22 protein-coding genes, 1 other RNA gene and 1 pseudogene are annotated in these 24,830 nt (G+C 54.5%); 12 read left to right on the top strand and 12 right to left on the bottom strand.

Features of this window, described 5'->3' with window-relative positions:
- Positions 1–22 precede the first annotated feature (22 nt).
- Entirely contained in the window at positions 23–1,324 is a 1,302-nt protein-coding gene (locus tag L977_RS06070; protein ID WP_014885336.1) for an L-cysteine desulfidase family protein, read from the bottom strand.
- A gap of 20 nt (positions 1,325–1,344) precedes the next feature.
- Positions 1,345–2,676, bottom strand: a complete 1,332-nt coding sequence (locus L977_RS06065; protein WP_014885337.1) for an amino acid permease — start codon at positions 2,674–2,676, stop codon at positions 1,345–1,347.
- Between the two features lie 350 nt (positions 2,677–3,026).
- Here L977_RS06065 and L977_RS24910 point away from each other — a divergent pair.
- The 3 genes and pseudogenes from L977_RS24910 to L977_RS06055 all read left to right on the top strand — a co-directional run bounded on the left by L977_RS24910 (position 3,027) and on the right by L977_RS06055 (position 4,084).
- Positions 3,027–3,256, top strand: a pseudogene (locus L977_RS24910) (hypothetical protein).
- Positions 3,257–3,258: 2 nt separating this feature from the next.
- Positions 3,259–3,576, top strand: a complete 318-nt coding sequence (locus L977_RS06060; RefSeq protein ID WP_047625298.1) for a DUF1493 family protein — start codon at positions 3,259–3,261, stop codon at positions 3,574–3,576.
- 22 nt (positions 3,577–3,598) lie between these two features.
- Complete coding sequence (locus L977_RS06055) at positions 3,599–4,084, top strand: Hcp family type VI secretion system effector (RefSeq protein WP_047625296.1); 486 nt, start codon at positions 3,599–3,601, stop codon at positions 4,082–4,084.
- Between the two features lie 75 nt (positions 4,085–4,159).
- Here L977_RS06055 and L977_RS06050 read toward each other — a convergent pair whose 3' ends face one another.
- From L977_RS06050 to garL, 9 genes are all read right to left on the bottom strand, one after another.
- Entirely contained in the window at positions 4,160–4,570 is a 411-nt protein-coding gene (locus L977_RS06050) for a Spy/CpxP family protein refolding chaperone (protein WP_047625294.1), read from the bottom strand.
- A 149-nt stretch (positions 4,571–4,719) separates the two neighbouring features.
- Positions 4,720–7,014, bottom strand: coding sequence for a formate C-acetyltransferase (gene pflB, locus L977_RS06045; RefSeq protein ID WP_047625293.1), 2,295 nt, complete (start codon positions 7,012–7,014; stop codon positions 4,720–4,722).
- A 15-nt stretch (positions 7,015–7,029) separates the two neighbouring features.
- Complete coding sequence (gene tdcD / locus L977_RS06040) at positions 7,030–8,238, bottom strand: propionate kinase (RefSeq protein WP_047625302.1); 1,209 nt, start codon at positions 8,236–8,238, stop codon at positions 7,030–7,032.
- Positions 8,239–8,268: 30 nt separating this feature from the next.
- Positions 8,269–9,600 carry a threonine/serine transporter TdcC gene (tdcC, locus tag L977_RS06035; RefSeq protein ID WP_014885343.1) on the bottom strand — a complete coding sequence of 444 codons (1,332 nt, stop codon included), beginning with the start codon at positions 9,598–9,600 and terminating at the stop codon, positions 8,269–8,271.
- Positions 9,601–9,609: 9 nt separating this feature from the next.
- Complete coding sequence (gene tdcB, locus L977_RS06030; protein ID WP_023331369.1) at positions 9,610–10,599, bottom strand: bifunctional threonine ammonia-lyase/L-serine ammonia-lyase TdcB; 990 nt, start codon at positions 10,597–10,599, stop codon at positions 9,610–9,612.
- Between the two features lie 114 nt (positions 10,600–10,713).
- Positions 10,714–11,634, bottom strand: coding sequence for a transcriptional regulator TdcA (tdcA, locus tag L977_RS06025; protein WP_047625291.1), 921 nt, complete (start codon positions 11,632–11,634; stop codon positions 10,714–10,716).
- Positions 11,635–12,321: 687 nt separating this feature from the next.
- An RNA gene (gene rnpB, locus L977_RS23115) (RNase P RNA component class A) lies at positions 12,322–12,698 on the bottom strand.
- Positions 12,699–12,757: 59 nt separating this feature from the next.
- Positions 12,758–13,648, bottom strand: a complete 891-nt coding sequence (gene garR / locus L977_RS06020; RefSeq protein WP_023331370.1) for a 2-hydroxy-3-oxopropionate reductase — start codon at positions 13,646–13,648, stop codon at positions 12,758–12,760.
- Positions 13,649–13,668: 20 nt separating this feature from the next.
- Positions 13,669–14,439: a 2-dehydro-3-deoxyglucarate aldolase gene (gene garL / locus L977_RS06015; protein ID WP_014885347.1), complete on the bottom strand. Its 771-nt coding sequence runs from the start codon at positions 14,437–14,439 to the stop codon at positions 13,669–13,671.
- 359 nt (positions 14,440–14,798) lie between these two features.
- Between garL and garD the strand changes: the two genes are divergently transcribed.
- Positions 14,799–16,370 (top strand): galactarate dehydratase, encoded by a 1,572-nt coding sequence (garD, locus tag L977_RS06010; protein ID WP_047625288.1) that lies wholly within the window; start codon positions 14,799–14,801, stop codon positions 16,368–16,370.
- Positions 16,371–16,443: 73 nt separating this feature from the next.
- Here garD and L977_RS06005 read toward each other — a convergent pair whose 3' ends face one another.
- The gene (locus L977_RS06005; protein ID WP_023337843.1) at positions 16,444–17,259 is read right to left on the bottom strand and encodes a DeoR family transcriptional regulator; all 816 of its coding nucleotides are present in this window, start codon (positions 17,257–17,259) and stop codon (positions 16,444–16,446) included.
- A 251-nt stretch (positions 17,260–17,510) separates the two neighbouring features.
- Here L977_RS06005 and kbaZ point away from each other — a divergent pair, with 251 nt between their 5' ends.
- The 8 genes from kbaZ to kbaY all read left to right on the top strand — a co-directional run bounded on the left by kbaZ (position 17,511) and on the right by kbaY (position 24,819).
- On the top strand, positions 17,511–18,806 hold the full coding sequence (kbaZ, locus tag L977_RS06000; protein ID WP_180253762.1) for a tagatose-bisphosphate aldolase subunit KbaZ: 1,296 nt from the start codon (positions 17,511–17,513) through the stop codon (positions 18,804–18,806).
- 20 nt (positions 18,807–18,826) lie between these two features.
- Complete coding sequence (gene agaV / locus L977_RS05995) at positions 18,827–19,300, top strand: PTS N-acetylgalactosamine transporter subunit IIB (protein ID WP_023331375.1); 474 nt, start codon at positions 18,827–18,829, stop codon at positions 19,298–19,300.
- Between the two features lie 10 nt (positions 19,301–19,310).
- Positions 19,311–20,090 carry a PTS N-acetylgalactosamine transporter subunit IIC gene (gene agaW / locus L977_RS05990; protein WP_023331376.1) on the top strand — a complete coding sequence of 260 codons (780 nt, stop codon included), beginning with the start codon at positions 19,311–19,313 and terminating at the stop codon, positions 20,088–20,090.
- A complete protein-coding gene (gene agaE, locus L977_RS05985) occupies positions 20,080–20,958 on the top strand; it encodes a PTS N-acetylgalactosamine transporter subunit IID (RefSeq protein ID WP_032635453.1) in 879 nt (292 codons plus the stop codon). The genes agaW and agaE overlap by 11 nt, the downstream gene beginning before the upstream one ends.
- A gap of 16 nt (positions 20,959–20,974) precedes the next feature.
- Complete coding sequence (gene agaF / locus L977_RS05980; RefSeq protein ID WP_023331378.1) at positions 20,975–21,409, top strand: PTS galactosamine/N-acetylgalactosamine transporter subunit IIA; 435 nt, start codon at positions 20,975–20,977, stop codon at positions 21,407–21,409.
- A complete protein-coding gene (gene nagA / locus L977_RS05975) occupies positions 21,406–22,539 on the top strand; it encodes an N-acetylglucosamine-6-phosphate deacetylase (protein ID WP_032635452.1) in 1,134 nt (377 codons plus the stop codon). Before agaF ends, nagA begins: the two co-directional genes overlap by 4 nt.
- A 246-nt stretch (positions 22,540–22,785) precedes the next feature.
- Positions 22,786–23,934, top strand: a complete 1,149-nt coding sequence (locus L977_RS05970) for an SIS domain-containing protein (RefSeq protein WP_023337848.1) — start codon at positions 22,786–22,788, stop codon at positions 23,932–23,934.
- Positions 23,935–23,946: 12 nt separating this feature from the next.
- Positions 23,947–24,819 carry a tagatose-bisphosphate aldolase subunit KbaY gene (gene kbaY, locus L977_RS05965; protein ID WP_023337849.1) on the top strand — a complete coding sequence of 291 codons (873 nt, stop codon included), beginning with the start codon at positions 23,947–23,949 and terminating at the stop codon, positions 24,817–24,819.
- The last annotated feature ends 11 nt before the right edge of the window (positions 24,820–24,830 follow it).

The following is a 24,830-nucleotide window of genomic DNA, read 5'->3' as shown; positions in this document are numbered from 1 at the left end:
CCAAACGGGAGAGGGGTATTGTTTACACCTTACTCGCCATAATCTCGATAATCTGCCGATCCGTTGCCTGCATCGAGCGGCACGCCAGTGCACACAGGTTGGAAATAGACTGTTCCACATCGTGCGCCACAATCCCCTCATTGCCCGTTACGGCAGAATCGTCCAGCGCCATCATGACTGCTTTCCAGGCACTGTTGACGCTGGTTGAGACTTTCATCGCGCAGCTATTGGAGGCGCCATCACAGATCATCCCACTGACATCCCCGATCATACTGCCGATTGCCATCGCAACCGTCTTGTAGCTTCCGTCCATCAGCCACGCCATGCCTGCCGCTGCGCCCATTGCCGCCGTCGTTGCTGCACACAATGCGGACAAGCGCGGAAGCTGGTAGTGGATATAAATGGCCGACAAATGTGAAAGCATCAGCGCCCGCGCCAGCCGCTCGTCGTCAGCCTGAACGTGTTCAGCCACAACAACAACCGGCATAGTCGCGGTGATCCCCTGGTTTCCTGACCCGGAATTACTCATCGCTGGCAGTGTCGCACCGCCCATGCGGGCATCCGAGGCCGCGCTGGTGCGGATAACAATATCTGAACCCAGATCCTGTGCCATCCATCCGCGGGTGCGCTGTTTATCGAGCGTCGCACCAATGTGCAACCCCCATTGCCCGCTGAGCCCTTCACGTGAGAGCGCATCGTTCAAACGCCCGGCATCAAGGATAAACCGGATCGCATCGAACGGGACCTGCTCGACAAACTCCAGGATCTGCGAAAGCGTCGTGGTTGACAGCACCGCCAGGGGGTCACTCCCTGCCTCTGCCTGTTGATCGTCCAGCCTGAAGCGCGTTTCGCCCTGACACACCACCTCCACCACACGGGTATGCCCGCCCGCGATAGTCACCATCGCCGAGGCATCACCGGCGTATACACAGGCTCGTGAATAGAGAATCTCTTCGCACGGTTCCTGAAGTTTCACCTGCACCTGACCGGCATTCAGCAGCGCTTTAGCCCGTACCAGCGCATCCGCGCTGGCATCTTTCAGTACCTCCAGCCCCGCCTGCGCATTACCACCGATGGCGCCCAGCGCCGCCGCAATCGGCAACCCGACCATTCCGGTACCCGGTACCGTTACGCCCAGCCCGTTCTTCATCAGGTTCGGCGATACCCACGCCTCAATTTGTGTTACGTCGCCTGACAGGTGCTCTGCGGCAATTGCACAAGCCAGCGCCAGAGAAACGGGTTCGGTGCACCCCAGTGCAGGTTTAACTTCTTCCTGCACCACGCGAATAAATTGATTCCATAAAGGATGAGTTTGCTCAGACATCGTTACGACCTTAATTACCCTCAGGAGAATGCGAGGAAAGGAGAAACACAAAGCAGCAGCCCGGTGATAACAATAATCACCAGCGACACGCCTTTATATTTATGCAGTGCTGGCACTTTATAGACCAGCCATGCAGGGATCAGGCAGCCCACCATGCCGAAGATAGGGCTACAAATGGAGGTGAAGCTTAATACCGGCGCGTTTAAGACAATCGCGCTCCAGGCCAGCAGAATGGCGAATAACATGATGCCGCGCTGGACGGTGCTTTCATTGATTTTCTCTGTTGGCATTTTGCGGCGCAGGACGTTCATGACGATCCCCTGCGTGGCCTCACGAAAGCCGAGATAGACGCCGAAGAACGCCGTCATCACGGCAAAGATATTGAGGATTACGCTGACAATTTTGACCCAGCCCGCACCGTCGCCGCTGATAAACTGCGCCGCGATCGCCAGGGCAGAGATATTCTGCTCGTAGGCTTTAACCGCTTCGTCGTGTCCCATCGCCAGAGTGAAAGAGACAGCGTAAAAGAAGACCGTCACAAACAGTACGCCAAAAGCGATATTCATTGCCCGCAATGCTTTGTGTCGCGCCACTTCAACGGACTTTTCCCGTGAGCGGTACGAGATAACCATCGGGCTTAAAGTCTGAATAAACAGAATGGAGGTTAAGGTAAAGGGCAACGTAATAATGGCGTTTTTAATCAGCAGACCCACCGGTGGCAGCATGCCCACATTGGCTAAATGCCAGAGGCCAATCATCGACAGCCCCAGCGCGGCAACCACGAATAGTTTGGTCAGCACCATCAGGCTGGAGACCTTAAACAGCAGCTTTTCACCGCGTGAAGAAATGGCGACCAGAATGCAGATCAGGAATAAACCGTAGAACGGATTGTCAGACAGCAACCCGTCGGTCACACCGAAAGTATGCAAATACGATGCGCTGTCGTTGGTGATGGCAGTGGAATAAACAAACATCCAGATCACCAGCATCACGAAATAGAGCGCACCTAATAGGATGCCCCAGTTTTTACCTAAGTAACCGCTAATTACGCTTGGGTAGTCTTTGCATTCCGGAGACTCCGCCAGCGTATTAATAAACAAACGCTGGAACAGATACATGGCCGGATAACCAATAATCGACGAGAGCAAAAAGACCCACAATCCCATTAATCCAACCTGCACAGGGAGAAAAACAATCCCCGCGCCAATGGCCATCCCGATACTCATGATGACCCACCCCGTGTCGGTGCTGTCGAATTTAATCGCTTCTCGCCACTCGCTTTCACTCATTCCCGCCCGCCTTGCCGCAGGAGAATCATTCACAATCACACTGCTGTTTGTTGCCGTATCCATTGGGTACTCGCTTATTTTGTAGGGTAAACAGTTGTTTTTATTAGATTCCGATCGCCAGCGATTGCGAGTCAGAGAATGCAGGTGCTTGTTATTGGTGTGGGAAGATCATATCCGCTGAGGCGGAGAAAAAAGTCACAATCTTTGTGAGGTTTTGCTAAATTGCGAGTAAAAATTTTCTATAAAATACCAAAATACAGGTAAATATTTCTAAGTGTGATGCAGCTTAAAAAATTATATCATCCTCAAAACGAGAATATTTCGGAATTTATAAAGATGAACGTCCTACTCTCACCCCTTTCTTTTTTATAGGATGACATCTCAACAAACCACCTGATGATTATGGTTATACTATGGACACCGTTGAAGAACTCAATGGAACATACTTTTATAAAGGAGTGTGTAACATCTCGGCATCTGAGCTATTTTTTTGGATTTTTATACCAAAAATTTAGGTGCGTTCATTGGCCGATGGATACCTGCCCTCGGGATAACCATACTTGCAGCAGATGTTGCAATGATAAGTTACAAAACGCTTTCGAGATATAATACGATTGCTCATCCAAAAGACCGGATTTGGTGAAGATGGACACTGAAACTGATGTTTTAAAATTCTTCAGGGACAACTTACCAGAACAAGGAACATTTACAGGCAAGAGAATTCCGCTTGAGATAGATGATGTTTTACAGGATTACACCGATCTGGATGATGTCATATATGCCATTGAGAGATTTGAAAAAGAGTATCTTATCGACGTTAACACTGGAAATTATTTCCCCTGGACTCAAACATGGTTTTTCAGGAAATGGTTTACAAAAGAACCGGTTAAGAAAATATCAAAGCCATTGACGGTAAGAATGTTTGCCGAAGCGGTAAAAGCAGGAAAATGGATACACGATTGATTTATAGAAGGCGTTTTTTATCATGGCCGTACCTGTTCACATTTGGTTCTATGACGACGGTGGCTCACTCATTAAAGGTTCATGTGATGTTCAGGATCGTGAAGGGAGTGTTGAAATTAGAGGTTTAACTCATAACTTGAGTATTCCAACCGATCCACTCTCCGGAAGATTAACCGGAACGAGGAAACACGCGCCTTTTTTGTTCGAGAAGGAAATTGATAGCTCATCACCCTATCTTTATAAGGCGGTAGCGACAGGGCAAAACCTTAAGAAAGTTGAGATTAAATATTACCGAATTAATAACGCAGGTTGGGAGGTTGAATACTTTAGAACTGAGCTGGAAGGTGTGAAAGTTGTCTCTATCTCGCCTATTGTTAACGATACACGTAACTGCCCTGGTACTGGCCACCTTGAATCTGTTCAATTGCGCTACGAAAAAGCGACCTGGACCTATTGCGACGGGAATATTCAGTTTGCTGATGCATGGAATGAACGTGCGTCGGCATGATGTTTAGAATTCATTCTCACAGAATCCAGTTGAAGAGATTCTGTGAGGTTTCATTTTATACGAATGATTCCAACATCACTCAGCCAGCGCGTTAGCCATATCGGTTTTGACCTGCTTACGCTGCTCCGGCGTCAGCACCTGGCCGACGTCAAAGTAATATTTCACTCGGTAGTAGCGCGCCTGCTGCTCAATCTTACTGAAGGCAGAGAGCTGGCTTTTCACCGTGCTTTCGTCCCATTTACCCGCCTGGAACATGTCGATCAGCGCGCCGTCCTTCACGCCCGTCATTGGGATCTTGCTGACGTTTTGCTCCAGTTGCTGATGCAACTCTTTAATCTTATTAATCTGCTCATTGCTGAGCTTCAGGTGCTGTACCAGCGGATCCTGCGATGGAGACGGGGCTGCCTCAACGTTCGCGGCCTGCGCGGTAAAACTGCACACCGCCAACGACGCTGCAATCAAAGCAATACGGGTCATTTTCATCATCTTACTGTCCTTACATTTTGTTATTGGGAAAAGCAGGAACATTGTTTTTCAAGAGCGGATGAATATGTGTGAGTAATTATATAAACAATTTTGTATGTTTAGCGGGCAAAAAAGTGCCCCCTGCGTTGAGGGGGCATGTGAACACACTTTTAGATAGATTGAGTAAACGTCCTCGATATCACATCCTGCTGCTGCTCGCGCGTCAGGGCATTAAAGCGCACGGCATAGCCTGAAACACGAATGGTCAGATTTGGGTAATTTTCCGGATGCGCAATGGCGTCCAGCAGCATTTCCCGGTTCATTACGTTGACGTTCAGGTGCTGCCCGCCCTCAATGGCCGCTTCATGGTGGAAGTACCCGTCCAGCAGCCCCACCAGGTTGGTTTTGCGCACCAGCTCATCTTTGCCCAGCGCCTGCGGCACGATAGAGAAGGTGTAGGAGATCCCGTCCTTCGCATAGGTGAACGGCAGCTTGGCCACCGACGTCAGCGAGGCCACCGCCCCTTTTCTGTCACGGCCATGCATCGGGTTCGCGCCAGGGGCAAACGGCGTGCCGCCGCGGCGACCGTCCGGCGTATTCCCGGTCTTCTGACCGTAAACCACGTTGGAGGTAATGGTCAGAATAGACTGGGTCGGCACCGCATTGCGATAGGTCGGCAGCGCCTGAATTTTCTTCATAAAGCGCTCAACCAGGTCGCAGGCGATGCTGTCCACGCGGTCGTCGTTGTTGCCGTACTGCGGATAGTCACCTTCGATGACGAAATCAACCGCCAGACCGGTGTGGTCGCGCACCGGTTTCACCGTGGCGTATTTAATCGCGGAGAGAGAGTCCGCCGCGACCGACAGCCCGGCGATGCCGCAGGCCATGGTGCGATAGACGTCACGGTCATGCAGCGCCATCAGTGAGGCTTCGTAGCTGTACTTATCGTGCATGTAGTGAATGAGATTCAGCGCGCTGATGTACTGCACCGCCAGCCAGTCCATAAAGTGATCGAGGCTGGCCATCACGGTGTCGTAATCCAGCACCTCATCCAGCAATGGCGCGGTTTTCGGGCCGACCTGAATCTTCAGCTTCTCATCCACTCCGCCGTTGATGGCGTACAGCAGCGTTTTCGCGAGGTTGGCGCGGGCGCCAAAGAACTGCATCTGCTTGCCGATCACCATCGGGCTGACGCAGCAGGCAATGGCGTAGTCGTCGCTGTTGAAGTCGACTCGCATCAGATCGTCGTTCTCGTACTGCAGTGAGGAGGTGACAATCGACACCTGCGCGGCATATTTCTTAAACGCAATCGGCAGCTGTTCAGACCAGAGGATCGTCAGATTGGGCTCCGGCGCAGGCCCCATGGTGTGCAGGGTGTGCAAATAGCGGAAGCTGTTTTTGGTGACCAGCGTGCGGCCGTCCAGCCCCATTCCGCCAATCACTTCCGTCGCCCAGATCGGATCGCCCGAGAAGAGCGTGTCGAACTCCGGCGTGCGGAGGAAGCGGACCATGCGGATCTTCATGATGAAGTGGTCGATCAGCTCCTGCGCCTGCGCCTCATTTAGCCGTCCGGCCTGCATGTCGCGCTCAATGTAGATATCAAGGAACGACGCCGTGCGCCCCAGCGACATCGCCCCGCCGTTCTGGGATTTCACCGCCGCCAGGTAGGCAAAGTAGACCCACTGCACCGCTTCCTGCGCGTTCATCGCCGGACGCGCAATATCAAAGCCGTAGTTCGCCGCCATCTGCTGGATCTGGAGCAAAGCACGCTTGTGCTCCGCCAGCTCTTCACGCAGGCGGATCGTCGCTTCGAGATCGTCACCGCGTTCCAGCTTCGGCTGGAGATCCGCAAACTGCAGCTCACGCTCGCGCACCAGATAGGTGATGCCGTACAGCGCCACGCGTCGGTAGTCACCGATGATGCGCCCGCGTCCGTAACCGTCCGGCAGACCGGTCAGCACGCCGGATTTACGGCAGCGCATCATCTCCGGCGAGTAGACGTCAAACACGCCCTGGTTATGGGTTTTACGCAGGTCGGTAAACAGGTATTCAAACTGCGGATCCATCTCGCGGCCATAGGCTTCAAACGAGCTGCGGATCATGTTGATCCCGCCATACGGATGCAGGGCGCGCTTAAGCGGTTTATCGGTTTGTAACCCGACGATCGTCTCCAGATCCTGATCGATGTAACCCGGCCCGTGAGCGGTAATGGTGGTGGCAATGTTAGTATCAAAATCTACCGGGGCGTGGGTGGCATTCTCCTGACGAATGCCGACCATCACCTTCTGCCACAGCGCCGTCGTTGCTGGCGTCGCCTGCGCGAGGAAAGCTTCGTCGCCTTCATAAGGGGTGTAGTTATGCTGAATAAAATCGCGCACGTTGACGGCGTTTTTCCATTCTTCACCGCGAAAGCCAGCCCATGCGTCGCTGTAGGGCGCGACGCCTGTATCGATTGTTACGTTCATGTGTTTCTCGCTATATCAGGCGTAAGCCGCAGCCGGAGTGACCTTCCCAAGACGGAGGGCGTCCAGCGCGATCATTTTTTCTTCATTGGTAGGGACAACCGCGCAGACTACGCGGGAGGAATCGGTGCTGATGACGCGCTCGCCCGCACTGCCCGGCAGGGCATTTTTAGCCTCGTCGAGGAGGATGCCGAAGACCTTCAGATGCTCCGCCACCAGCGCGCGGATCAGTTTCGAGTTTTCACCAATACCACCGGTAAAGATCACGCCATCCAGACGATGCAGCGATGCCGCGTGACCGGCGATATGCCGCGCAATCCGGTGGACAAAGGTGTGGATCGCCAGCTGCGCCCGTTGATTGCCTTCGTGCCAGGCTTTCTCCAGCGTGCGTAAATCGGAGGAGATGCCGGATATCCCCAGCAACCCGGACTCTTTGTTAACCACGCGCTCCAGATCATCAAATGACTGGCCGGTTTGCTGGGCAATCCACGCCATCGCGCCAAAATCCACGTCGCCACAGCGCGTGCCCATCACCAGCCCTTCCAGCGGCGTCATGCCCATGGAGGTATCGACGCTCTCACCGTTGCGCACCGCGCAGATGGAGGCCCCGTTACCAAGATGAGCAATCACCAGCCCGCTGTCGTCGGGGGACAGCCCGAGAAGCGTATGCGCCTGTCCGGCCACGTAACGATGGGAAGTGCCGTGAAAACCGTAACGCCGTACGCCCAGCGCTTCAAAATAGCGGTACGGCAAGCCGTACAGATACGCCTGAGGCGGCAGCGTCTGATGGAAGCTGGTATCGAATACCGCCACCTGCTGCACGCCCGGGAACAACCGCTCTGCGGCTTCCACGCCGCTTAAGTTGGCGTAGTTATGCAGCGGTGCCAGCGGGGAAACCTGACGGATCTGCTCAATCACCTCTTTCGTAATCAGGGTCGACTCGCTGAAGAGGTCGCCGCCGTGCGCAATACGGTGGCCAATTAAGGCCACGCTGCTCATCAGGTTGCGCTTCTCCAGCTCCAGGGCGATGGCTGCCAGCGCCCCTTCGTAGTCCTGGTGAGCCAGTTTGACTGGCTCACCCCCGTTCACGGAAATAAAGGCCTTTTCGGTGTTGATACCGTCCGCAATGCCCGTCATCAGGGTCTCACAGCTGCTGGCGTCGAGCACCGAAAACTTAACAGAGGACGAACCGCAGTTAATAACCAGTACTACCGGAAACTCAATCATCATATGACTCCGCTCTTCCTGAGCTATGGGTTAGAACAGTTTGTAAACGATATTCAGAATGGTCAGCAGGCCCACAACCGTGACGAAGATGTTCTCGGGTTTGCCCTTATATTTCGCCATGGCTGGCGCTTTGCGGATGGCGTACATCGGCAGCAGGCACAGCAGAGAGGCGATGATCGGTGCGCCCATGGCTTCGATAAGGTCGAGAATGTTCGGGTTGGCATAGGCCACAACCCAGGTGGAGCCCATGATGAAGACCATGCTGATGGTGTTCAGCTTGCCAACGGAAACCTTCTTCTTATCCCCCTTATAACCGAACTTGAGGATCAGGCCGTTCAGCCCTTCCAGCGTGCCCAGATAGTGCCCAAAGAAGGATTTAAAGATAGCGACCAGCGCGATGATGGACGCACCGTATTCCAGCACCGTGGCAAATGTCGATTTGGTTCCCGACATGGAGGCAAAGTGGTTCGCCAGATAAGAGAGCACCGGAATGTTCTGCGCTTTGGCATCCGCCATGTTCTGCGGAGAGAGCGTAAACAGGCAGCTAAAGGCGAAGAACATCACCACGGCGACCATCAGCATGCTGGCGCGACCGATGATTTTGGAACATTTCTGCTCGGTAAACGCTTTACCGAACTCGGGCTCGTACTCTTCACGCTTGGAGACCACAAATGAGGAGACGATGGGCGAGAAGTTGAAGGAGAAGACCATGATGGAGATCCCCAGCCACACCGTGACCAGAATGCCGTCATGACCGGTAAAGGAAATATCGCTCAGGTTGACCTGGTCGATCACCGCCGAGTTCCAGTATGGGATCAGCGACAGGGAAATCAGCACCAGGCTGGCGATGAACGGGAACACCAGGAAGCTCATCACCTTCACCATCAGATCTTTACCAAACCAGATCACAAAGGCCATCAGCAGCAGCAGGAACAGCGCCACTACACCACGGTTCAGCGCAGGCAGCTGGAGCTGGTTTTCCCAGAACGTCATAAAGGTGTTGGTAATGGTCACGCCGTAAATCCACAGCAGTGGGCAAATGGCAAAGAAGTAGAGGAAGGTGATGACCACCCCGCCGGTCTTGCCGAAGTGCTCTTCCACCGTTTCGGTAATGTTGCCGGAGACATTACTCCCGGACAGGCACAGACGCGCCAGCGCGCGGTGACAGTAAAATGCAATCGGGAACGCGAGGACCAGCATCAGCAGGATGGGGATCAACCCGCCAAAGCCTGCGCGAATAGGGAAGAACAGCACGCCTGCGCCAATGGCGGTTCCGAACAGGCCCAGCGTCCAGGTGGTATCAGACTTACGCCAGGAGGACGTTTTTGTCTGGCCAACGATAATGCTTTCTGTGTTGCTCATAGGTCACCTTTATGCGTCAACGAAGCCGGTAATTTGGGAAACACGGGAGAGATCGATATTGCCGCCGGAAATAATGCAGACGGTTTTTCGGCCCTGAATATAGTGGTCAAGTTTGCCGCTTAATAATGCCGCGCAGGCCAGCGCGCCAGCACCTTCCGTCACCACTTTATTTCGCTGAATAAGCGCAATCATGCTGTTGCGAATATCGTCTTCGCTCACCAGCACAATGTCATCAACCAGTTCGCGGACGATTTCGAAGGTTAATTTACCCGGACGAGATACGTCGCAACCGTCAGCTAATGTACCGGTGACGCGATGGTTGATGATTTCTCCGGCCTGGTATGATGCCGCCATCCCATGAACATTTTCAGACTGTACGCCAATAATATTAATGGTCGGGTTAATGGATTTAATGGCCGTTGCAATCCCGGCAATTAATCCGCCACCGCCGATGGGAACAATCACGTTATCCACATCATACAAATCTTCGAGAATTTCCAGGCCAATGGTGCCCTGTCCGGCGATCACTTTCGGATCGTCATACGGCGGGATAAAAATGCGCCCTTCCATCTCGACGATTTCACTCACTTTCGCGATGGTGTCATTGAAGTTCTCGCCGTGAAGCACCACTTCAGCCGAGTAGTCACGCGTCGCGGCTACTTTAGACTTTGGCGCGCCCATCGGCATCACCACTTTGCCGTCAATGCCGAGCATTGCACACGAGAGCGACACACCCTGCGCGTGGTTTCCCGCCGAGCAGGCGACGACGCCCTTACGCTTTTCAGCATCGGTCAGCGAGCTTAATTTATTAAACGCACCGCGAATTTTAAACGAGCCGGTACGCTGCATATTTTCAAACTTCAGGAATATTTCACCCTTACAGCGCTCGCTGAGATAATTCGAACGCGGCATGCCGGTTTTATAGATTTTACCCGCCAGGCGTTTTCTGGCGTCCTGAATATCTTCAATCGTTACCGGAAGGTCGTAGGTAATGTGCATAATATCCTCGTTATAATAATTCATTCTTTTCAGGCAAAGTCAGGGTATCAGAGCATAAAATTATCTCTGGGTGTTTTTTATAAAATGTTTATTGCTTCTAAGGAGATCAATATTTCATCGTCGTCTTTCACCGGTGAGTGAGGCATATTCTTTTGCCAGTTCAACCAATACTGACGCGGATTTTTTAATTCTGTAATTTTTCGACCACACGGCGGCATAACGCGCCACGGGTAATTCATCCTCTACCGGCAGAACAATAAATTGATCCGAGCCGAACGGAGCAATCATGTCGCGTGGAATCACCGTCAGATAATCGGCATTCAGGACAAGGTTATAAATGGTGACCACGGAATCGGTCTGGACGATGTTTTCAATACTGATGTGGTTGTCTTGCAGAGTGGTCAGAAGTTCTTTGTAGTAGCCCATATCGGTTTGCGGCATCACCCACTGCTCATGCGTGAGCGATGCCAGTGTCGTCGGGCCGGTGCACGTTCGTGATTTACTGGCGACCAGCACAAATTCTGACTCAAACAAGGGCTCGACGTGCAGATCCTGCAGCAGCATCTCATCACTCAGCGTGCCGATGGCGAAATCCAGCCGACCATCGCGAATGGCTGGCAGGAAAGAGGAGAGCTGGGCTTCATACATAGATACGCGCGCTTTCGGAAACACTTCCTTGAATTTTTTGATCATTTCGGACAGGAAAGTGAAACCAATCAGTGATGGGTAGCCAAAGGAAACGTCCATCACGGTGCTGAAACTCAGGCTGTTGATCTCGCTCACCATGTTTTTCATTTCGCGGGTGATCGACTCTGAGTAGGAGAGCAGCACCTGGCCTGCGGCAGTCAGTTTTACGCCCGTGTTTTTACGCACCATGACTTCCACGCCGAAGTAGGATTCGATATCGCTGATGATTTTGCTGACGGCGGGTTGCGTCAGGCCCAGTTGTCTTGCAGCAGAACCTATGGAGCCACTTTTAATGACTTCCTGAAATACCACGAGGTGCTGTGTTTTCGGTAGAATAATAGTGTTCATAATATTCTGCGCTTATTTCCCTATGACGCAGCGGATTCTACCCAATATTGTTTCAGGGGGTATGTGCTGTTACTCACAATTTGCCTTCCCGCATTATTCACCGGAACAACAAAAAACATATAAAGCTTTTATCATCAATCAGATAGGCTTGCCAGATCACACCATTACGCTGATATCGATCAACAAAACCAACAGTAATAAATTTATTTTATGGCGATAACCTGGATAAATTTTCCTGCGTTAATAAAATCAATAAAGACGATCTTTCAGGCAATTAAAGACCAATAAATAACCGTTATTCAGTTGAAACATTCTTTTAATTTATCAATTTTTACAGATGCTTTTAGGCTGGCTTTCGATAAAAAGAGGAATACGTCACACATTCGCAGGATGAATGTTTTTAAATGCAATATGTAGATATCAAACATGAAAACATATTGAATCATTAAGACAACAATCACAACAAATTAACAACACTGTGGATTCACCCCTTTTCAGCGTGAAATTTTGTGATAACGATCGCCTGTAGATTGCTTGAGGACATTGAAGAGATAAAAACAGTGAAATGTGCTTAATGTCGCAAATATGAGAATTGATGTCGTTTGTGGGGTTGTCGGGTGGCGCAGCACTTAACCGACCTACAACCTCCTGAAAGCAAAAACCCCGCCGAAGCGGGGTTTTTTAAGAAGTTGAAGCTGACCGATAAGCCGGGTTCTGTCGTGGACAGTCATTCATCTAGGCCAGCAATCGCTCACTGGCTCAAGCAGCCTACCCGGGTTCAGTACGGGCCGTACCATGTGAACCCCTATTTGGCCTTGCTCCGGGTGGAGTTTACCGTGCCACGGACTGTTACCAGCCGCGCGGTGCGCTCTTACCGCACCCTTTCACCCTTACCTGATCCCGCTTGCGCGGGCCATCGGCGGTTTGCTCTCTGTTGCACTGGTCGTGGGTTTCCCCCCCAGGCGTTACCTGGCACCCTGCCCTATGGAGCCCGGACTTTCCTCCCCTCCGCCCGTCTCCCCCGAAAGGGACGACGACGAAGCGGCGACTGTCTGGTCAGCTTCGGCGCGCAGTATAGAGGGTTTGCGCGCCGCTGTCACCTTCAGGTGCAGACAAGACGTAATTAACGCGCGACTTCTACCTTTGCCAGTTTTTCGTAGTAGCACGCAATCGCGCTGTGATCGGCCGTGCCCAGACCATCTGCACGCAACGCCTGCATCATCTCCATCACCGCCGCGGTCAGCGGCAGCTGTGCGCCTACGCCGTGGGACGTATCGAGCGCGTTCGCCAGATCTTTAATGTGCAGGTCGATACGGAATCCCGGCTTGAAGTTACGGTCCATCACCATCGGCGCTTTGGCATCCAGCACGGTACTTCCCGCCAGACCACCGCGAATCGCCTGATAGACCAGGTCCGGGTTAACGCCCGCTTTGGTTGCCAGCGTCAGCGCTTCAGACATCGCGGCGATGTTCAGCGCCACAATGACCTGGTTCGCCAGCTTGGTCACGTTGCCCGCGCCAATTTCACCCGTATGCACCACGGAGCCTGCCATCGCTTTCATCAGGTCATAGTATTTATCGAAAATAGCTTTATCCCCGCCGACCATCACCGACAGCGTGCCGTCGATCGCTTTCGGCTCACCGCCGCTGACCGGCGCGTCCAGCATATCCACGCCCTTCGCTTTTAGCGCCTCGCTGATTTCACGACTTGCAAGCGGTGCGATAGAGCTCATATCAATCAGCACCAGGCCGGGCTTTGCGCCCTCAATGATGCCGTTCTCCCCCAGCGCGACCTCTTTAACATGCGGGGAGTTTGGCAGCATAGTAATGATGACATCGCACTGCTCAGCAATCGCTTTGGCGGTGGAGGCGGTTTCTGCGCCAGCCGCCATCACCTCGGCCACAGATTGCGGATTATGATCGGAGACCACCAGTGAGTAACCCGCTTTGATGAGGTTCTTACTCATTGGTTTACCCATGATCCCCAGGCCAATAAAACCCACTTTCAGCGTCATAACTGTTTCCTCAATGATGGTTATTTTTTAAAAGCGTCCGCTAATTTCTGCGTCGCTGAGCGGAACACCCCGAGATCGCTGCCGACGGCAACAAAGGTGGCTCCCCACTCCAGATAACGGCGAGCGTCGGCTTCAACCGGCGCCAGTATGCCGCTCGGTTTACCGTGTGCTTTGGCGCGAGCAAATATGTGCTGGATCGCACGCTGCACGTCAGGGTGGCTGGCATTGCCCAGGTGGCCAAAGGCGGCAGCCAGATCGCTTGGGCCGACAAAGATACCGTCCACACCGTTTGTGGCTGCAATAGCGTCGAGGTTATCAACCCCCTGCTGGCTCTCAATCTGCACCAGAACAGTGATGTTGCTATTGGACTGCGCGAAGTAGTCCGGCACGGTGCCGAACATGTTGGCGCGGTGTGAGACGGAGACGCCGCGGATCCCTTCCGGCGGGTAGCGCGTTGACGCCACGGCCAGCGCCGCTTGTTCCTGGGTTTCCACAAACGGGATGAGGAAATTGTAGAACCCGATATCCAGCAAACGTTTGACGATCACCGGGTCATTGGTTGGCACTCGCACCACCGGGGCGCTGGCGCTGCCTTTCAGGGCCATCAGTTGCGGAATAAAGGTGCTGATATCATTTGGCGCATGTTCGCCGTCGAGCACCAGCCAGTCAAAACCAGCAAGGCCCAGCACTTCAGTACTTATTGGGTTTGCCAGCGCAGACCAACAGCCAATCTGGATCTGGTGCGCCGCGAGGGCCGTTTTAAACGTATTCGGGAAGATATTGTTATTCATCACTTATACCTTTTTAATTCCGCAGTTTGAGCCGGGATTATTTATTGCGAAACACATTGTTTTTATATTTATTTCTCTGACTGAATGTTGGCAATATAAAATCGTCCTTCAGTATAATCGTCACTTCACAACAGCACATTGTTTTTATGCTCAAGTATTGCGCCTCATTTCAACGCCATTTTGAGCATATGCCCAACGCTGTGGGCGCTAATGCACAGAATCAGGGATTAGTTAGCCTGACGCGATCGCGATCACATTTTTAACTGTCTTCTGCTGACATCCTTTATTTCCTCGAGAATAAAACGATTATCCAACGGGTTAAATTTACTATCTGACACTTTGCCGGAGAAATGTGAATAATGGCCGATATTGAAATGAGAGAGGCATCGCCGACGGCGTTTTATATAAAAGTTCACGATACGGATAACGTGGCGATTATTGTCAATGACAATGGCTTAAAAGCGGGAACACGCTTCCCGGACGGACTGACGTTAATTGAACATATTCCCCAGGGGCATAAGGTCGCACTGGTCGATATTCCTGCCCATGGGGAGATCGTGCGTTACGGTGAAGTCATCGGCTATGCCGTTCGCGCAATTCCGCAGGGAAGCTGGATTGAGGAGTCGCTGGTTGAACTGCCAAAAGCGCCACCGCTGAACACCCTGCCACTTGCCACCCGCGTACCGGAACCGCTTCCCCCACTGGAAGGCTATACCTTTGAAGGCTATCGCAATCCGGACGGCAGCGTCGGTACCAAAAATCTTCTTGGTCTCACCACCAGCGTACACTGCGTGGCGGGCGTGGTGGATTACGTGGTGAAAATCATCGAACGCGATCTGCTGCCGAAATACCCGAACGTCGATGGCGTGGTTGGCCTGAACCATCTCTATGGCTGTGGCGTAGCGATCAACGCGCCAGCGGCGGTCGTGCCGATCCGTACCATTCATAATATTGCCCTCAACCCGAATTTTGGCGGCGAGGTGATGGTGATTGGTCTGGGGTGCGAAAAACTCCAGCCTGAGCGTCTGCTGCAGGGTACCGAAGACGTCAAAGCCATTCCGGCAGACGAGGCCAGCATTGTACGCCTGCAGGACGAACGCCACATTGGGTTCCGGTCGATGGTCGACGATATTCTGCAGGTTGCTGAGCGTCATCTGGATAAACTCAACCGACGCCAGCGCGAAACCTGCCCCGTCTCTGACCTGGTGGTGGGAACCCAGTGCGGCGGCAGCGATGCGTTCTCTGGCGTGACAGCCAACCCGGCGGTGGGCTTCGCGTCCGACCTGCTTGTTCGTTGCGGTGCGACGGTGATGTTCTCTGAAGTGACCGAAGTCCGTGATGCCATCCATTTACTGACGCCGCGCGCCGTCAATGAAGAAGTGGGCCAGCGCCTGCTTGAGGAGATGGCCTGGTACGATAACTATCTCGACATGGGTAAAACCGACCGTAGCGCGAATCCGTCTCCGGGAAACAAAAAAGGGGGCCTGGCGAACGTCGTGGAAAAAGCCCTGGGTTCGATTGCTAAATCCGGCCAAAGCGCGATTGTGGAAGTCCTCTCTCCGGGACAGCGGCCGACCAAACGCGGCCTGATCTACGCGGCAACGCCTGCCAGCGATTTTGTTTGCGGCACCCAGCAGGTGGCATCCGGCATTACGGTGCAGGTCTTTACCACCGGACGCGGCACGCCGTATGGCCTGATGGCAGTCCCGGTGATCAAAATGGCGACGCGCACCGAGCTGGCAAACCGCTGGTACGACTTAATGGATATCAACGCGGGAACCATCGCCACCGGAGAAGAGAGCATTGAGGACGTGGGCTGGAAGCTATTCCACTTCATTCTGGACGTGGCAAGCGGGCGGAAGAAAACGTTCTCGGACCAATGGGGATTACATAACCAGCTGGCGGTGTTTAACCCGGCACCAGTGACGTGATGACTTCCCACCCTGCCCTCTCCCTAAGGGGAGAGGGCAAAAAAAGCAGCGAACGGTCCCCTCTCCCGGTGGGTTAGGGTGAGGGGGAAACCAGCACTACATCAATCCCGCTTTTACGCAATCCATCCAGACTTTCCGCCGGAATGCCCTCATCGACAATAATCATATCAATCCTTTGCGTATCAATGATTTTATGCAGGCTTGAGCGGTTGAACTTGCTGGAATCAGTCACAACGATAATGCGCTCTGCCACCTCGCACATTTTGCGATTCAGACGCGCTTCATCCTCGTTATGCGTGCTCACGCCACGATCCAGATCGATGGCATCAACGCCCAGGAACAGCAAATCAAAGTGATAATTCTGTAAGGACTGTTCCGCCTGGTCGCCATAGAAAGACTGCGACTGACGACGCAAGTGGCCGCCGGTCATCAGCAGTTCCACCCCTTCCGCTTCCAGCAACGCATTCGCCACATTCATTCCATTGGTCATGGCAATGACATCCGTGTGCTGGCGCAGCATTCTGGCAATTTCAAAGGTCGTGGTGCCAGAGTCGAGAATAATGCGATGGCCCGGCTTCACCAGCGCGGCGGCGGCCTGAGCGATGCTGCGCTTGACCGCCGTATTGAGCGAACTTTTATCCTCAACGGAGGGCTCGATGCCGGGCACATTACCTTCACAAATTAGCGCCCCGCCGTAAGCGCGAACAGCGATGCCCTGCCTTTCCAGGAATGCCAGATCGTTACGGATCGTCACTGTCGATACGCCATATAAATGAGAAAGATCGTTAACCTGCACGCTTCCCTGCGCCCGCAACCGCTGAATGATCTGCTCTCGCCTTTCACTGGTACCGGTGACGCGCTTTTCTGCGGATGAATCGGAGCTATTCATATGAAGTCCTTAATCAATACACTTTCGTTTCATTTCGTTTTGCCTATTAACGCCTTTCTTTTTGTGGAATGCAAGCGCTGTCTGGGGGACATACGCAAACAAGCTCAACGCTGAAACCTTTCATTATGTTTCTTTTGTGAAACAGATCGGAAAACTATTATCTTTCGTTTTATTTTTACATCACCATAATGCAGGATTAAATGAAACAAAACGAAAGATGACTACCAACACCATCCGAAATGGAGAGGAAAGTGAAACATCTGACAGAAATGGTGGAACAACATAAACGGGGGAAGGCAAACGGAATTTATGCCGTCTGTTCCGCACATCCACTGGTACTTGAAGCGGCCATTCGTTACGCCCAGTTACGCTGCACGCCACTGCTGATCGAAGCGACCTCAAACCAGGTGGATCAGTTTGGCGGCTACACCGGCATGACGCCCGCCGATTTTCACGGTTTCGTTAGCAGGCTGGCGGAGTTCCTTGGTTTTCCGACGTCACAATTGATCCTCGGCGGCGATCACCTGGGCCCAAACCGGTGGCAAAACCTGCCGGCTTTACAGGCGATGGCGAACGCCGACGATCTGATCAGAAGCTACGTCACTGCGGGGTTTAAGAAGATCCATCTGGACTGCAGTATGTCCTGCGAGGACGATCCGGTTCCCTTAACCGATGCCATCGTCGCTGAGCGCGCCGCGCGTCTGGCCAAAATTGCCGAAGACACCTGCCGTGCGAAATTTGGTGTAGCCGATCTGGTCTACGTTATTGGCACGGAGGTGCCGGTTCCCGGTGGTGCACATGAAACGCTGAGTGAACTTGAAGTCACCACGCCTGAGGCGGCGCGCGCCACGCTTGAAGCGCATCGCCATGCATTTGAGAAAGTGGGGTTGAACGACATCTGGCCACGCATTATCGGCCTGGTGGTTCAGCCTGGCGTGGAGTTCGACCACGCCCACGTCTGCGATTATCAACCGCAAAAAGCCATCGCCCTGAGTGAAATGGTTGAAACCTATGACACGCTGGTATTTGAAGCGCACTCCACTGACTACCAGACATCACAGGCGTTGCGCCAGCTGGTGAAAGATCACTTTGCAATCTTAAAAGTCGGCCCGGCCCTGACCTTTGCCCTGCGTGAAGCGCTGTTCTCACTGGCCGCCATTGAAGAGGAGCTGCTGCCAGCCAAAGCCAGCTCTGGCCTGCGTCACGTACTGGAAAACGTGATGCTCGATCGCCCCGAGTACTGGCAAAGCCATTATCACGGTGACGGCAACGCACGGCGGCTGGCACGAGGCTACAGCTACTCCGACCGCGTGCGCTATTACTGGCCAGACAGCGAGATTGACGATGCCTTTGAACGACTGGTCCGCAACCTGGATGACGAACCCATCCCGCTGCCGCTCATCAGTCAGTATTTGCCGTTGCAATACGGCAAAGTTCGCGAGGGCGCTCTCAAGTCGACACCGCGGGAACTCATCATTGACCACATTCAGGACATACTCCAGCAGTACCATGCCGCCTGCGAAGGCGTACCGACTCAACACGCATAATTAAAAAAGAGGAAAACACTATGCCAAACATTGTCTTATGCCGCATTGATGAACGCCTGATCCACGGACAGGTGGGCGTTCAGTGGGTAGGGTTTGCGGGGGCGAACCTGGTTCTGGTGGCAAATGACGAGGTTGCAGACGATCCGGTTCAACAGAACCTGATGGAAATGGTACTTGCGGAAGGGATCGCCGTGCGCTTCTGGTCTCTGCAAAAAGTTATCGACAACATTCACCGCGCCGCTGACCGCCAGAAGATTCTGCTGGTCTGTAAATCACCCGCCGATTTTTTAACGCTGGTAGAGGGCGGCGTGCCCATCACCCGTATTAACGTCGGAAACATGCATTACGCCAGTGGCAAACGGCAAATTGCCAAAACGGTATCTGTCGACGCGAACGATATCACTGCGTTCAACGGCCTGAAAGCGGCCGGGGTGGAATGCATCGTTCAGGGCGTTCCAACAGAGGCTGCTTTGGATCTCTTTAAACTGCTATGAGGGATTCACAATGGAAATCAGTCTGTTGCAGGCTTTCGCGCTGGGGCTTCTCGCCTTTATCGCGGGCCTGGATATGTTTAACGGGTTAACACACATGCACCGCCCGGTGGTACTGGGGCCACTGGTTGGTCTGATTCTGGGCGATCTGCATACCGGCATTCTGACCGGCGGCACGTTAGAGCTGGTCTGGATGGGTCTGGCGCCGCTGGCTGGTGCGCAACCGCCAAACGTGATTATCGGCACCATTGTCGGCACCACGTTTGCCATTACCACAGGCGTGAAACCGGATGTCGCCGTTGGGGTCGCTGTACCGTTTGCTGTTGCGGTACAAATGGGCATTACCTTCCTCTTCTCCGTGATGTCCGGCGTCATGTCCCGTTGCGATCGCATGGCGGCTAATGCGGACACGCACGGTATTGAACGGGTTAACTATCTTGCCCTGCTGGCGCTGGGTATCTTCTACTTTCTCTGCGCTTTTCTGCCAATTTACTTCGGTGCAGAGCACGCGAAAACCGCCATTGATGTCCTGCCGGAACGTCTGATAGACGGTCTCGGTGTTGCAGGCGGCATCATGCCAGCCATCGGCTTCGCCGTGCTGCTGAAGATCATGATGAAAAACGTCTACATCCCTTACTTCATTATCGGTTTTGTCGCTGCGGCCTGGCTGAAACTTCCGGTGCTGGCGATTGCGGCTGCTGCGCTGGCGATGGCGCTGATCGACCTGATGCGTAAATCACCTGAACCGACTGCGTCAACGGCCCAGAAAGAGGAATTCGAAGATGGCATCTAATCAAACCACTCTGCCAGGCGTGTCTGAAAGTGAAGAAACCCTGCTCACCGGCGTAAACGAAAACATCTATGAAGACCAGAGCATCGGTGCCGAACTGACGAAAAAGGACATTAACCGTGTCGCATGGCGCTCCATGCTATTACAGGCCTCGTTTAACTACGAGCGTATGCAGGCCTCCGGCTGGCTGTATGGATTACTGCCTGGGCTGAAAAAGATCCACACCAACAAGCGGGACCTGGCGCGGGCGATGAAAGGCCACATGGGATTCTTCAATACCCATCCGTTCCTGGTCACCTTTGTTATCGGCATCATTCTGGCGATGGAGCGCTCCAAGCAGGATGTGAACAGCATCCAGAGCACCAAAATTGCCGTGGGCGCGCCGCTCGGCGGCATTGGCGATGCCATGTTCTGGCTCACGCTGCTGCCCATCTGCGGCGGTATTGGTGCCAGCCTGGCGCTACAGGGTTCGATTCTGGGTGCGGTGGTCTTTATCGTGCTGTTTAACGTGGTGCACCTCGGCCTGCGCTTTGGTCTGGCGCACTACGCCTACCGGATGGGCGTTGCCGCGATCCCGTTGATTAAAGCCAACACCAAAAAGGTCGGCCACGCTGCGTCTATCGTCGGGATGACGGTGATCGGCGCGCTGGTAGCAACCTATGTGCGCCTGAATACCACGCTTGAAATCAAAGCCGGGGATGCGGTTGTCAAACTGCAAGCCGACGTCATCGACAAGCTGATGCCCGCATTTCTGCCGCTGGTCTATACCCTGACCATGTTCTGGCTGGTGCGTCGTGGCTGGAGCCCGCTGCGCCTGATTGGTATCACCGTGGTGCTGGGCGTTGTCGGTAAATTCTGTCACTTCCTGTAAAAGCAAAGAGGTCGCGATGTTAGGCATCATTTTGACGGGTCACGGTGGGTTTGCCAGCGGACTTGAACAGGCGATGAAGCAGATCCTCGGCGAACAGCCGCAGTTTATCGCCATCGATTTCCCGGAAACCTCCTCGACTGCGCGGCTAACCGCGCAGCTTGAGCAGGCGGTAACTGAACTGGATCCCCAGTACGATATCGTGTTTCTTACCGATCTGCTCGGCGGTACGCCGTTTCGCGTAGCGTCAACGCTTGCGATGCAAAAGCCGGGATGGGAAGTGATCACCGGCACCAACCTGCAACTTCTGCTGGAAATGGTGCTGGAACGCGACGGGTTAAGTAGCGAAGCGTTTCGTCTGCAGGCGCTCGCGTGTGGCCATCGCGGCCTGACCAGCCTGGTGGATGAGCTTGGGCGCTGTCATGAGGAAGCCCCTGCTGAGGAAGGGATATGAGCCAGCTGCTGCGCGCGCGACGGATCCTTACCGAACAGGGCTGGCTGGACGACCACCAGCTACGCATTGAAAGCAGTGCGGTTGCGGCGATTGAACCCATCCCGGCGGGCGTTACGACGCGGGATGCGGAGCTGCTTTGCCCGGCCTATATCGACACGCACGTCCACGGCGGCGCTGGCGTGGACGTCATGGATGATGCGCCCGGCGTGCTGGACACCCTGGCAATGCATAAAGCCCGCGAAGGCGTGGGCGCATTTCTGCCCACCACCGTGACCGCGCCGCTGAAGGCCATCCACGCCGCGCTGATGCGTATCGCCCGGCGCAGTCAGTCCGGCGGCTCGGGCGCGCAGATCCTGGGCAGCTATCTGGAAGGACCGTACTTTACGCCGCAGAACAAAGGGGCGCATCCGCCGGAGCTGTTCCGGGAGCTGGATATCGTCGAGCTGGACAGGCTGGCTGACGTTTCACAGGGCACGCTACGGGTGGTGGCGCTCGCGCCAGAAAAACCCGGCGCGCTGCAGGCGATTCGCCATCTTAAACAGCGCGGGATACGCGTGATGCTGGGCCACGGCGCTGCCACGTACCGGCAAACACTTGCCGCGTTTGATGCGGGTGCCGACGGGCTGGTTCACTGCTACAACGGCATGACGGGGCTGCACCACAGAGAGCCCGGAATGGTCGGCGCAGGGCTTACGGACAAACGGGCGTGGCTGGAGCTGATTGCCGACGGGCACCACGTCCATCCGGGGGCGATGCGCTTATGCTGCTGCTGCGCGCAGGAGCGCGTGGTGCTGATTACCGATGCAATGGAGGCGGCAGGTATGCCGGACGGACGGTATACGCTTTGTGGCGAAGAGGTCTCGATGCAAAACGGCGTGGTTCGAACCGGCTCCGGCGGGCTAGCGGGCAGCACGCTGTCGCTGGATGCCGCGGTCAGGAATATGGTGGAGTATGCGGGCGTAACCGCCGAAGACGCTATCCATATGGCCTCGCTGCACCCTGCCCGGCTGTTGGGCGTTGACGGTCAGCTAGGATCCTTAGCCCCGGGTAAACGCGCCAATATCATTGCGCTGGACGGGGGTTTACACCTCCAGCAGATCTGGATTCAGGGACAGGCTCTCTCCCTTTAGCCCTTTCATTGTGTCTCCTGTTGGCCTTACGGCACCCGATCGTAAGGCCTTTCTTTTCCTTTCCTTAACTCTTCCCTTTCCTTTCACGATCACACTTTTCGTTTTATTTCTTTTCTTTCATTGAAGTTTCGATTTCTTTTCTATAGATTTTATTTAACTGCTTAAGTGAACAAGTGAAACGAAACGAAAGATAGCGACACGATTGCCAGCGTCTGATGTGGAATTCACACGACTAAGGACTGAGTTATGCCACAAACCACTACCGCCGCGACAACCGGCACCTGGACAGAGGAAGAGATCCGCCAGCAGCCTGCCAGCTGGATCCGCTCGCTCAACAACATCGATAACCTGCGTGCTTCGATCGACAGTTTCCTGACGCCGCTGCTGCGCAAGGAGGATCTGCGGATCGTCCTGACCGGCGCGGGCACATCCGCCTTTATCGGCGATATCGTTTCTCCCTGGCTCGCGAGCTACACCGGGAAAAACTTCACTGCCGTGCCGACAACCGATCTGGTCACGAACCCGGTGGACTACTTCAGCCCTGCGCATCCGCTGTTGCTGATTTCGTTTGCCCGCTCCGGCAACAGCCCGGAAAGCGTCGCGGCCGTCGAGCTGGCAAACCAGTTCGTGCCGGAGTGCTACCACCTGTCGATCACCTGCAACGAGGCGGGGAGCCTGTACCAAAACGCCGTCGACAGCGATAACGCCTTTGCCCTGCTGATGCCTGCCGAAACGCACGATCGCGGGTTCGCGATGACCAGCAGCATTACCACCATGATGGCGAGCTGTCTGGCGGTGTTCGCGCCGGAAACAATCAATAGCCACACCTTCCGCGACGTCGCCGATCGCTGTCAGGCGATCCTCACCGCGCTCGGCGATTTCAGCCACGGCGTCTTTGGCAATGAAGCGTGGAAACGCGTCGTCTATCTGGGAAGCGGCGGCCTGCAGGGCGCGGCGCGCGAATCGGCGCTGAAGGTGCTGGAGCTGACGGCGGGCAAGCTGGCGGCGTTTTACGATTCCCCGACGGGCTTCCGTCACGGGCCGAAGTCGCTGGTCGATAGCGAAACGCTGGTGGTGGTGTTTATCTCCAGCCATCCGTATACGCGTCAGTACGATCTGGATCTGCTGGCCGAGCTGCGCCGCGATCGCCAGGCCCTGCGCGTCGTCGCCATCGCCGCTGAAAACGATCCGGTCATTGAAGCGGGTCCGCACATTCTGCTGCCGCCTTCACGTCCGTTTATCGATATGGAACAGGCGTTCTGCTTCCTGATGTATGCCCAGGTCTTTGCACTCACCCAGTCGCTCAGCGTAGGCAATACGCCCGATACGCCATCCGCCAGCGGGACGGTCAACCGTGTAGTGCAGGGCGTTGTTATTCATCCGTGGCAGGCTTAAGAGGATCGGATCATGAGTATCATTTCAACCAAATATCTTCTGCAGGACGCACAGGCAAAAGGCTACGCCGTTCCGGCGTTCAACATCCACAACGCGGAGACGATCCAGGCGATCCTTGAAGCGTGCAGCGAAATGCGATCGCCGGTGATCCTCGCGGGCACGCCGGGCACCTTTAAGCATATTGCGCTGGAAGAGATCTACGCCCTGTGCAGCGCGTACTCCCACACCTACAACATGCCGCTGGCGCTGCATCTCGATCACCACGAATCGCTGGATGATATACGCCGCAAGGTCAACGCGGGCGTGCGCAGCGCGATGATCGACGGCAGCCACTATCCGTTTGAACAAAACGTGAAACTGGTGAAGTCGGTGGTCGATTTCTGCCACCTCAACGACTGCAGCGTCGAAGCCGAGCTGGGCCGTCTGGGCGGCGTGGAAGATGACATGAGCGTAGACGCCGAAAGCGCGTTCCTCACCGATCCGCAGGAGGCGAAACGCTTCGTCGAACTGACCGGCGTCGATAGCCTTGCCGTCGCCATCGGCACCGCACACGGCCTGTATACCAAACGTCCGAAAATCGACTTCCAGCGGCTGGCGGAAATCCGCGAAGTGGTCACCGTGCCGCTGGTGCTGCACGGCGCGAGCGATGTGCCGGATGAGTTTGTTCGCCGCACCATCGAGCTGGGCGTATGCAAAGTCAACGTGGCCACCGAGCTGAAAATTGCCTTCTCTGACGCGGTTAAAGCCTGGTTTGCCGAAAACCCGCAGGGGAACGATCCGCGCTTCTACATGCGGGTAGGCATGGACGCCATGAAAGAGGTGGTCAGAAGCAAGATCGCCGTTTGCGGCTCGGCAAACCGGCTCCTGCTTCCTGCCGAAGCCTGATCCCATCGCGC

Origin of the sequence: Enterobacter sp. ZOR0014 (assembly GCF_000798855.1) — a bacterium.
GTDB classification, from domain to species: Bacteria; Pseudomonadota; Gammaproteobacteria; order Enterobacterales; family Enterobacteriaceae; genus Enterobacter; species Enterobacter kobei.
Note: the sequence above shows the minus strand (reverse complement) of the source record. Positions and strands in the feature narration are given on the sequence as shown.

What these genes read in the sequence shown, in the direction of transcription:
- garL (WP_014885347.1), bottom strand. Translation starts at nt 14,439, where the DNA reads ATGAATAACAATATCTTCCCGAATACGTTTAAAACGGCCCTCGCGGCG.
- agaV (WP_023331375.1), top strand. Translation starts at nt 18,827, where the DNA reads ATGCCAAACATTGTCTTATGCCGCATTGATGAACGCCTGATCCACGGA.
- tdcD (WP_047625302.1), bottom strand. Translation starts at nt 8,238, where the DNA reads ATGATTGAGTTTCCGGTAGTACTGGTTATTAACTGCGGTTCGTCCTCT.
- garD (WP_047625288.1), top strand. Translation starts at nt 14,799, where the DNA reads ATGGCCGATATTGAAATGAGAGAGGCATCGCCGACGGCGTTTTATATA.
- agaF (WP_023331378.1), top strand. Translation starts at nt 20,975, where the DNA reads ATGTTAGGCATCATTTTGACGGGTCACGGTGGGTTTGCCAGCGGACTT.
- L977_RS06060 (WP_047625298.1), top strand. Translation starts at nt 3,259, where the DNA reads ATGGACACTGAAACTGATGTTTTAAAATTCTTCAGGGACAACTTACCA.
- L977_RS06070 (WP_014885336.1), bottom strand. Translation starts at nt 1,324, where the DNA reads ATGTCTGAGCAAACTCATCCTTTATGGAATCAATTTATTCGCGTGGTG.
- agaW (WP_023331376.1), top strand. Translation starts at nt 19,311, where the DNA reads ATGGAAATCAGTCTGTTGCAGGCTTTCGCGCTGGGGCTTCTCGCCTTT.
- tdcC (WP_014885343.1), bottom strand. Translation starts at nt 9,600, where the DNA reads ATGAGCAACACAGAAAGCATTATCGTTGGCCAGACAAAAACGTCCTCC.
- kbaY (WP_023337849.1), top strand. Translation starts at nt 23,947, where the DNA reads ATGAGTATCATTTCAACCAAATATCTTCTGCAGGACGCACAGGCAAAA.
- tdcA (WP_047625291.1), bottom strand. Translation starts at nt 11,634, where the DNA reads ATGAACACTATTATTCTACCGAAAACACAGCACCTCGTGGTATTTCAG.
- L977_RS06065 (WP_014885337.1), bottom strand. Translation starts at nt 2,676, where the DNA reads ATGGATACGGCAACAAACAGCAGTGTGATTGTGAATGATTCTCCTGCG.
- garR (WP_023331370.1), bottom strand. Translation starts at nt 13,648, where the DNA reads ATGACGCTGAAAGTGGGTTTTATTGGCCTGGGGATCATGGGTAAACCA.
- pflB (WP_047625293.1), bottom strand. Translation starts at nt 7,014, where the DNA reads ATGAACGTAACAATCGATACAGGCGTCGCGCCCTACAGCGACGCATGG.
- L977_RS05970 (WP_023337848.1), top strand. Translation starts at nt 22,786, where the DNA reads ATGCCACAAACCACTACCGCCGCGACAACCGGCACCTGGACAGAGGAA.
- L977_RS06050 (WP_047625294.1), bottom strand. Translation starts at nt 4,570, where the DNA reads ATGATGAAAATGACCCGTATTGCTTTGATTGCAGCGTCGTTGGCGGTG.
- nagA (WP_032635452.1), top strand. Translation starts at nt 21,406, where the DNA reads ATGAGCCAGCTGCTGCGCGCGCGACGGATCCTTACCGAACAGGGCTGG.
- L977_RS06005 (WP_023337843.1), bottom strand. Translation starts at nt 17,259, where the DNA reads ATGAATAGCTCCGATTCATCCGCAGAAAAGCGCGTCACCGGTACCAGT.
- tdcB (WP_023331369.1), bottom strand. Translation starts at nt 10,599, where the DNA reads ATGCACATTACCTACGACCTTCCGGTAACGATTGAAGATATTCAGGAC.
- L977_RS06055 (WP_047625296.1), top strand. Translation starts at nt 3,599, where the DNA reads ATGGCCGTACCTGTTCACATTTGGTTCTATGACGACGGTGGCTCACTC.
- agaE (WP_032635453.1), top strand. Translation starts at nt 20,080, where the DNA reads ATGGCATCTAATCAAACCACTCTGCCAGGCGTGTCTGAAAGTGAAGAA.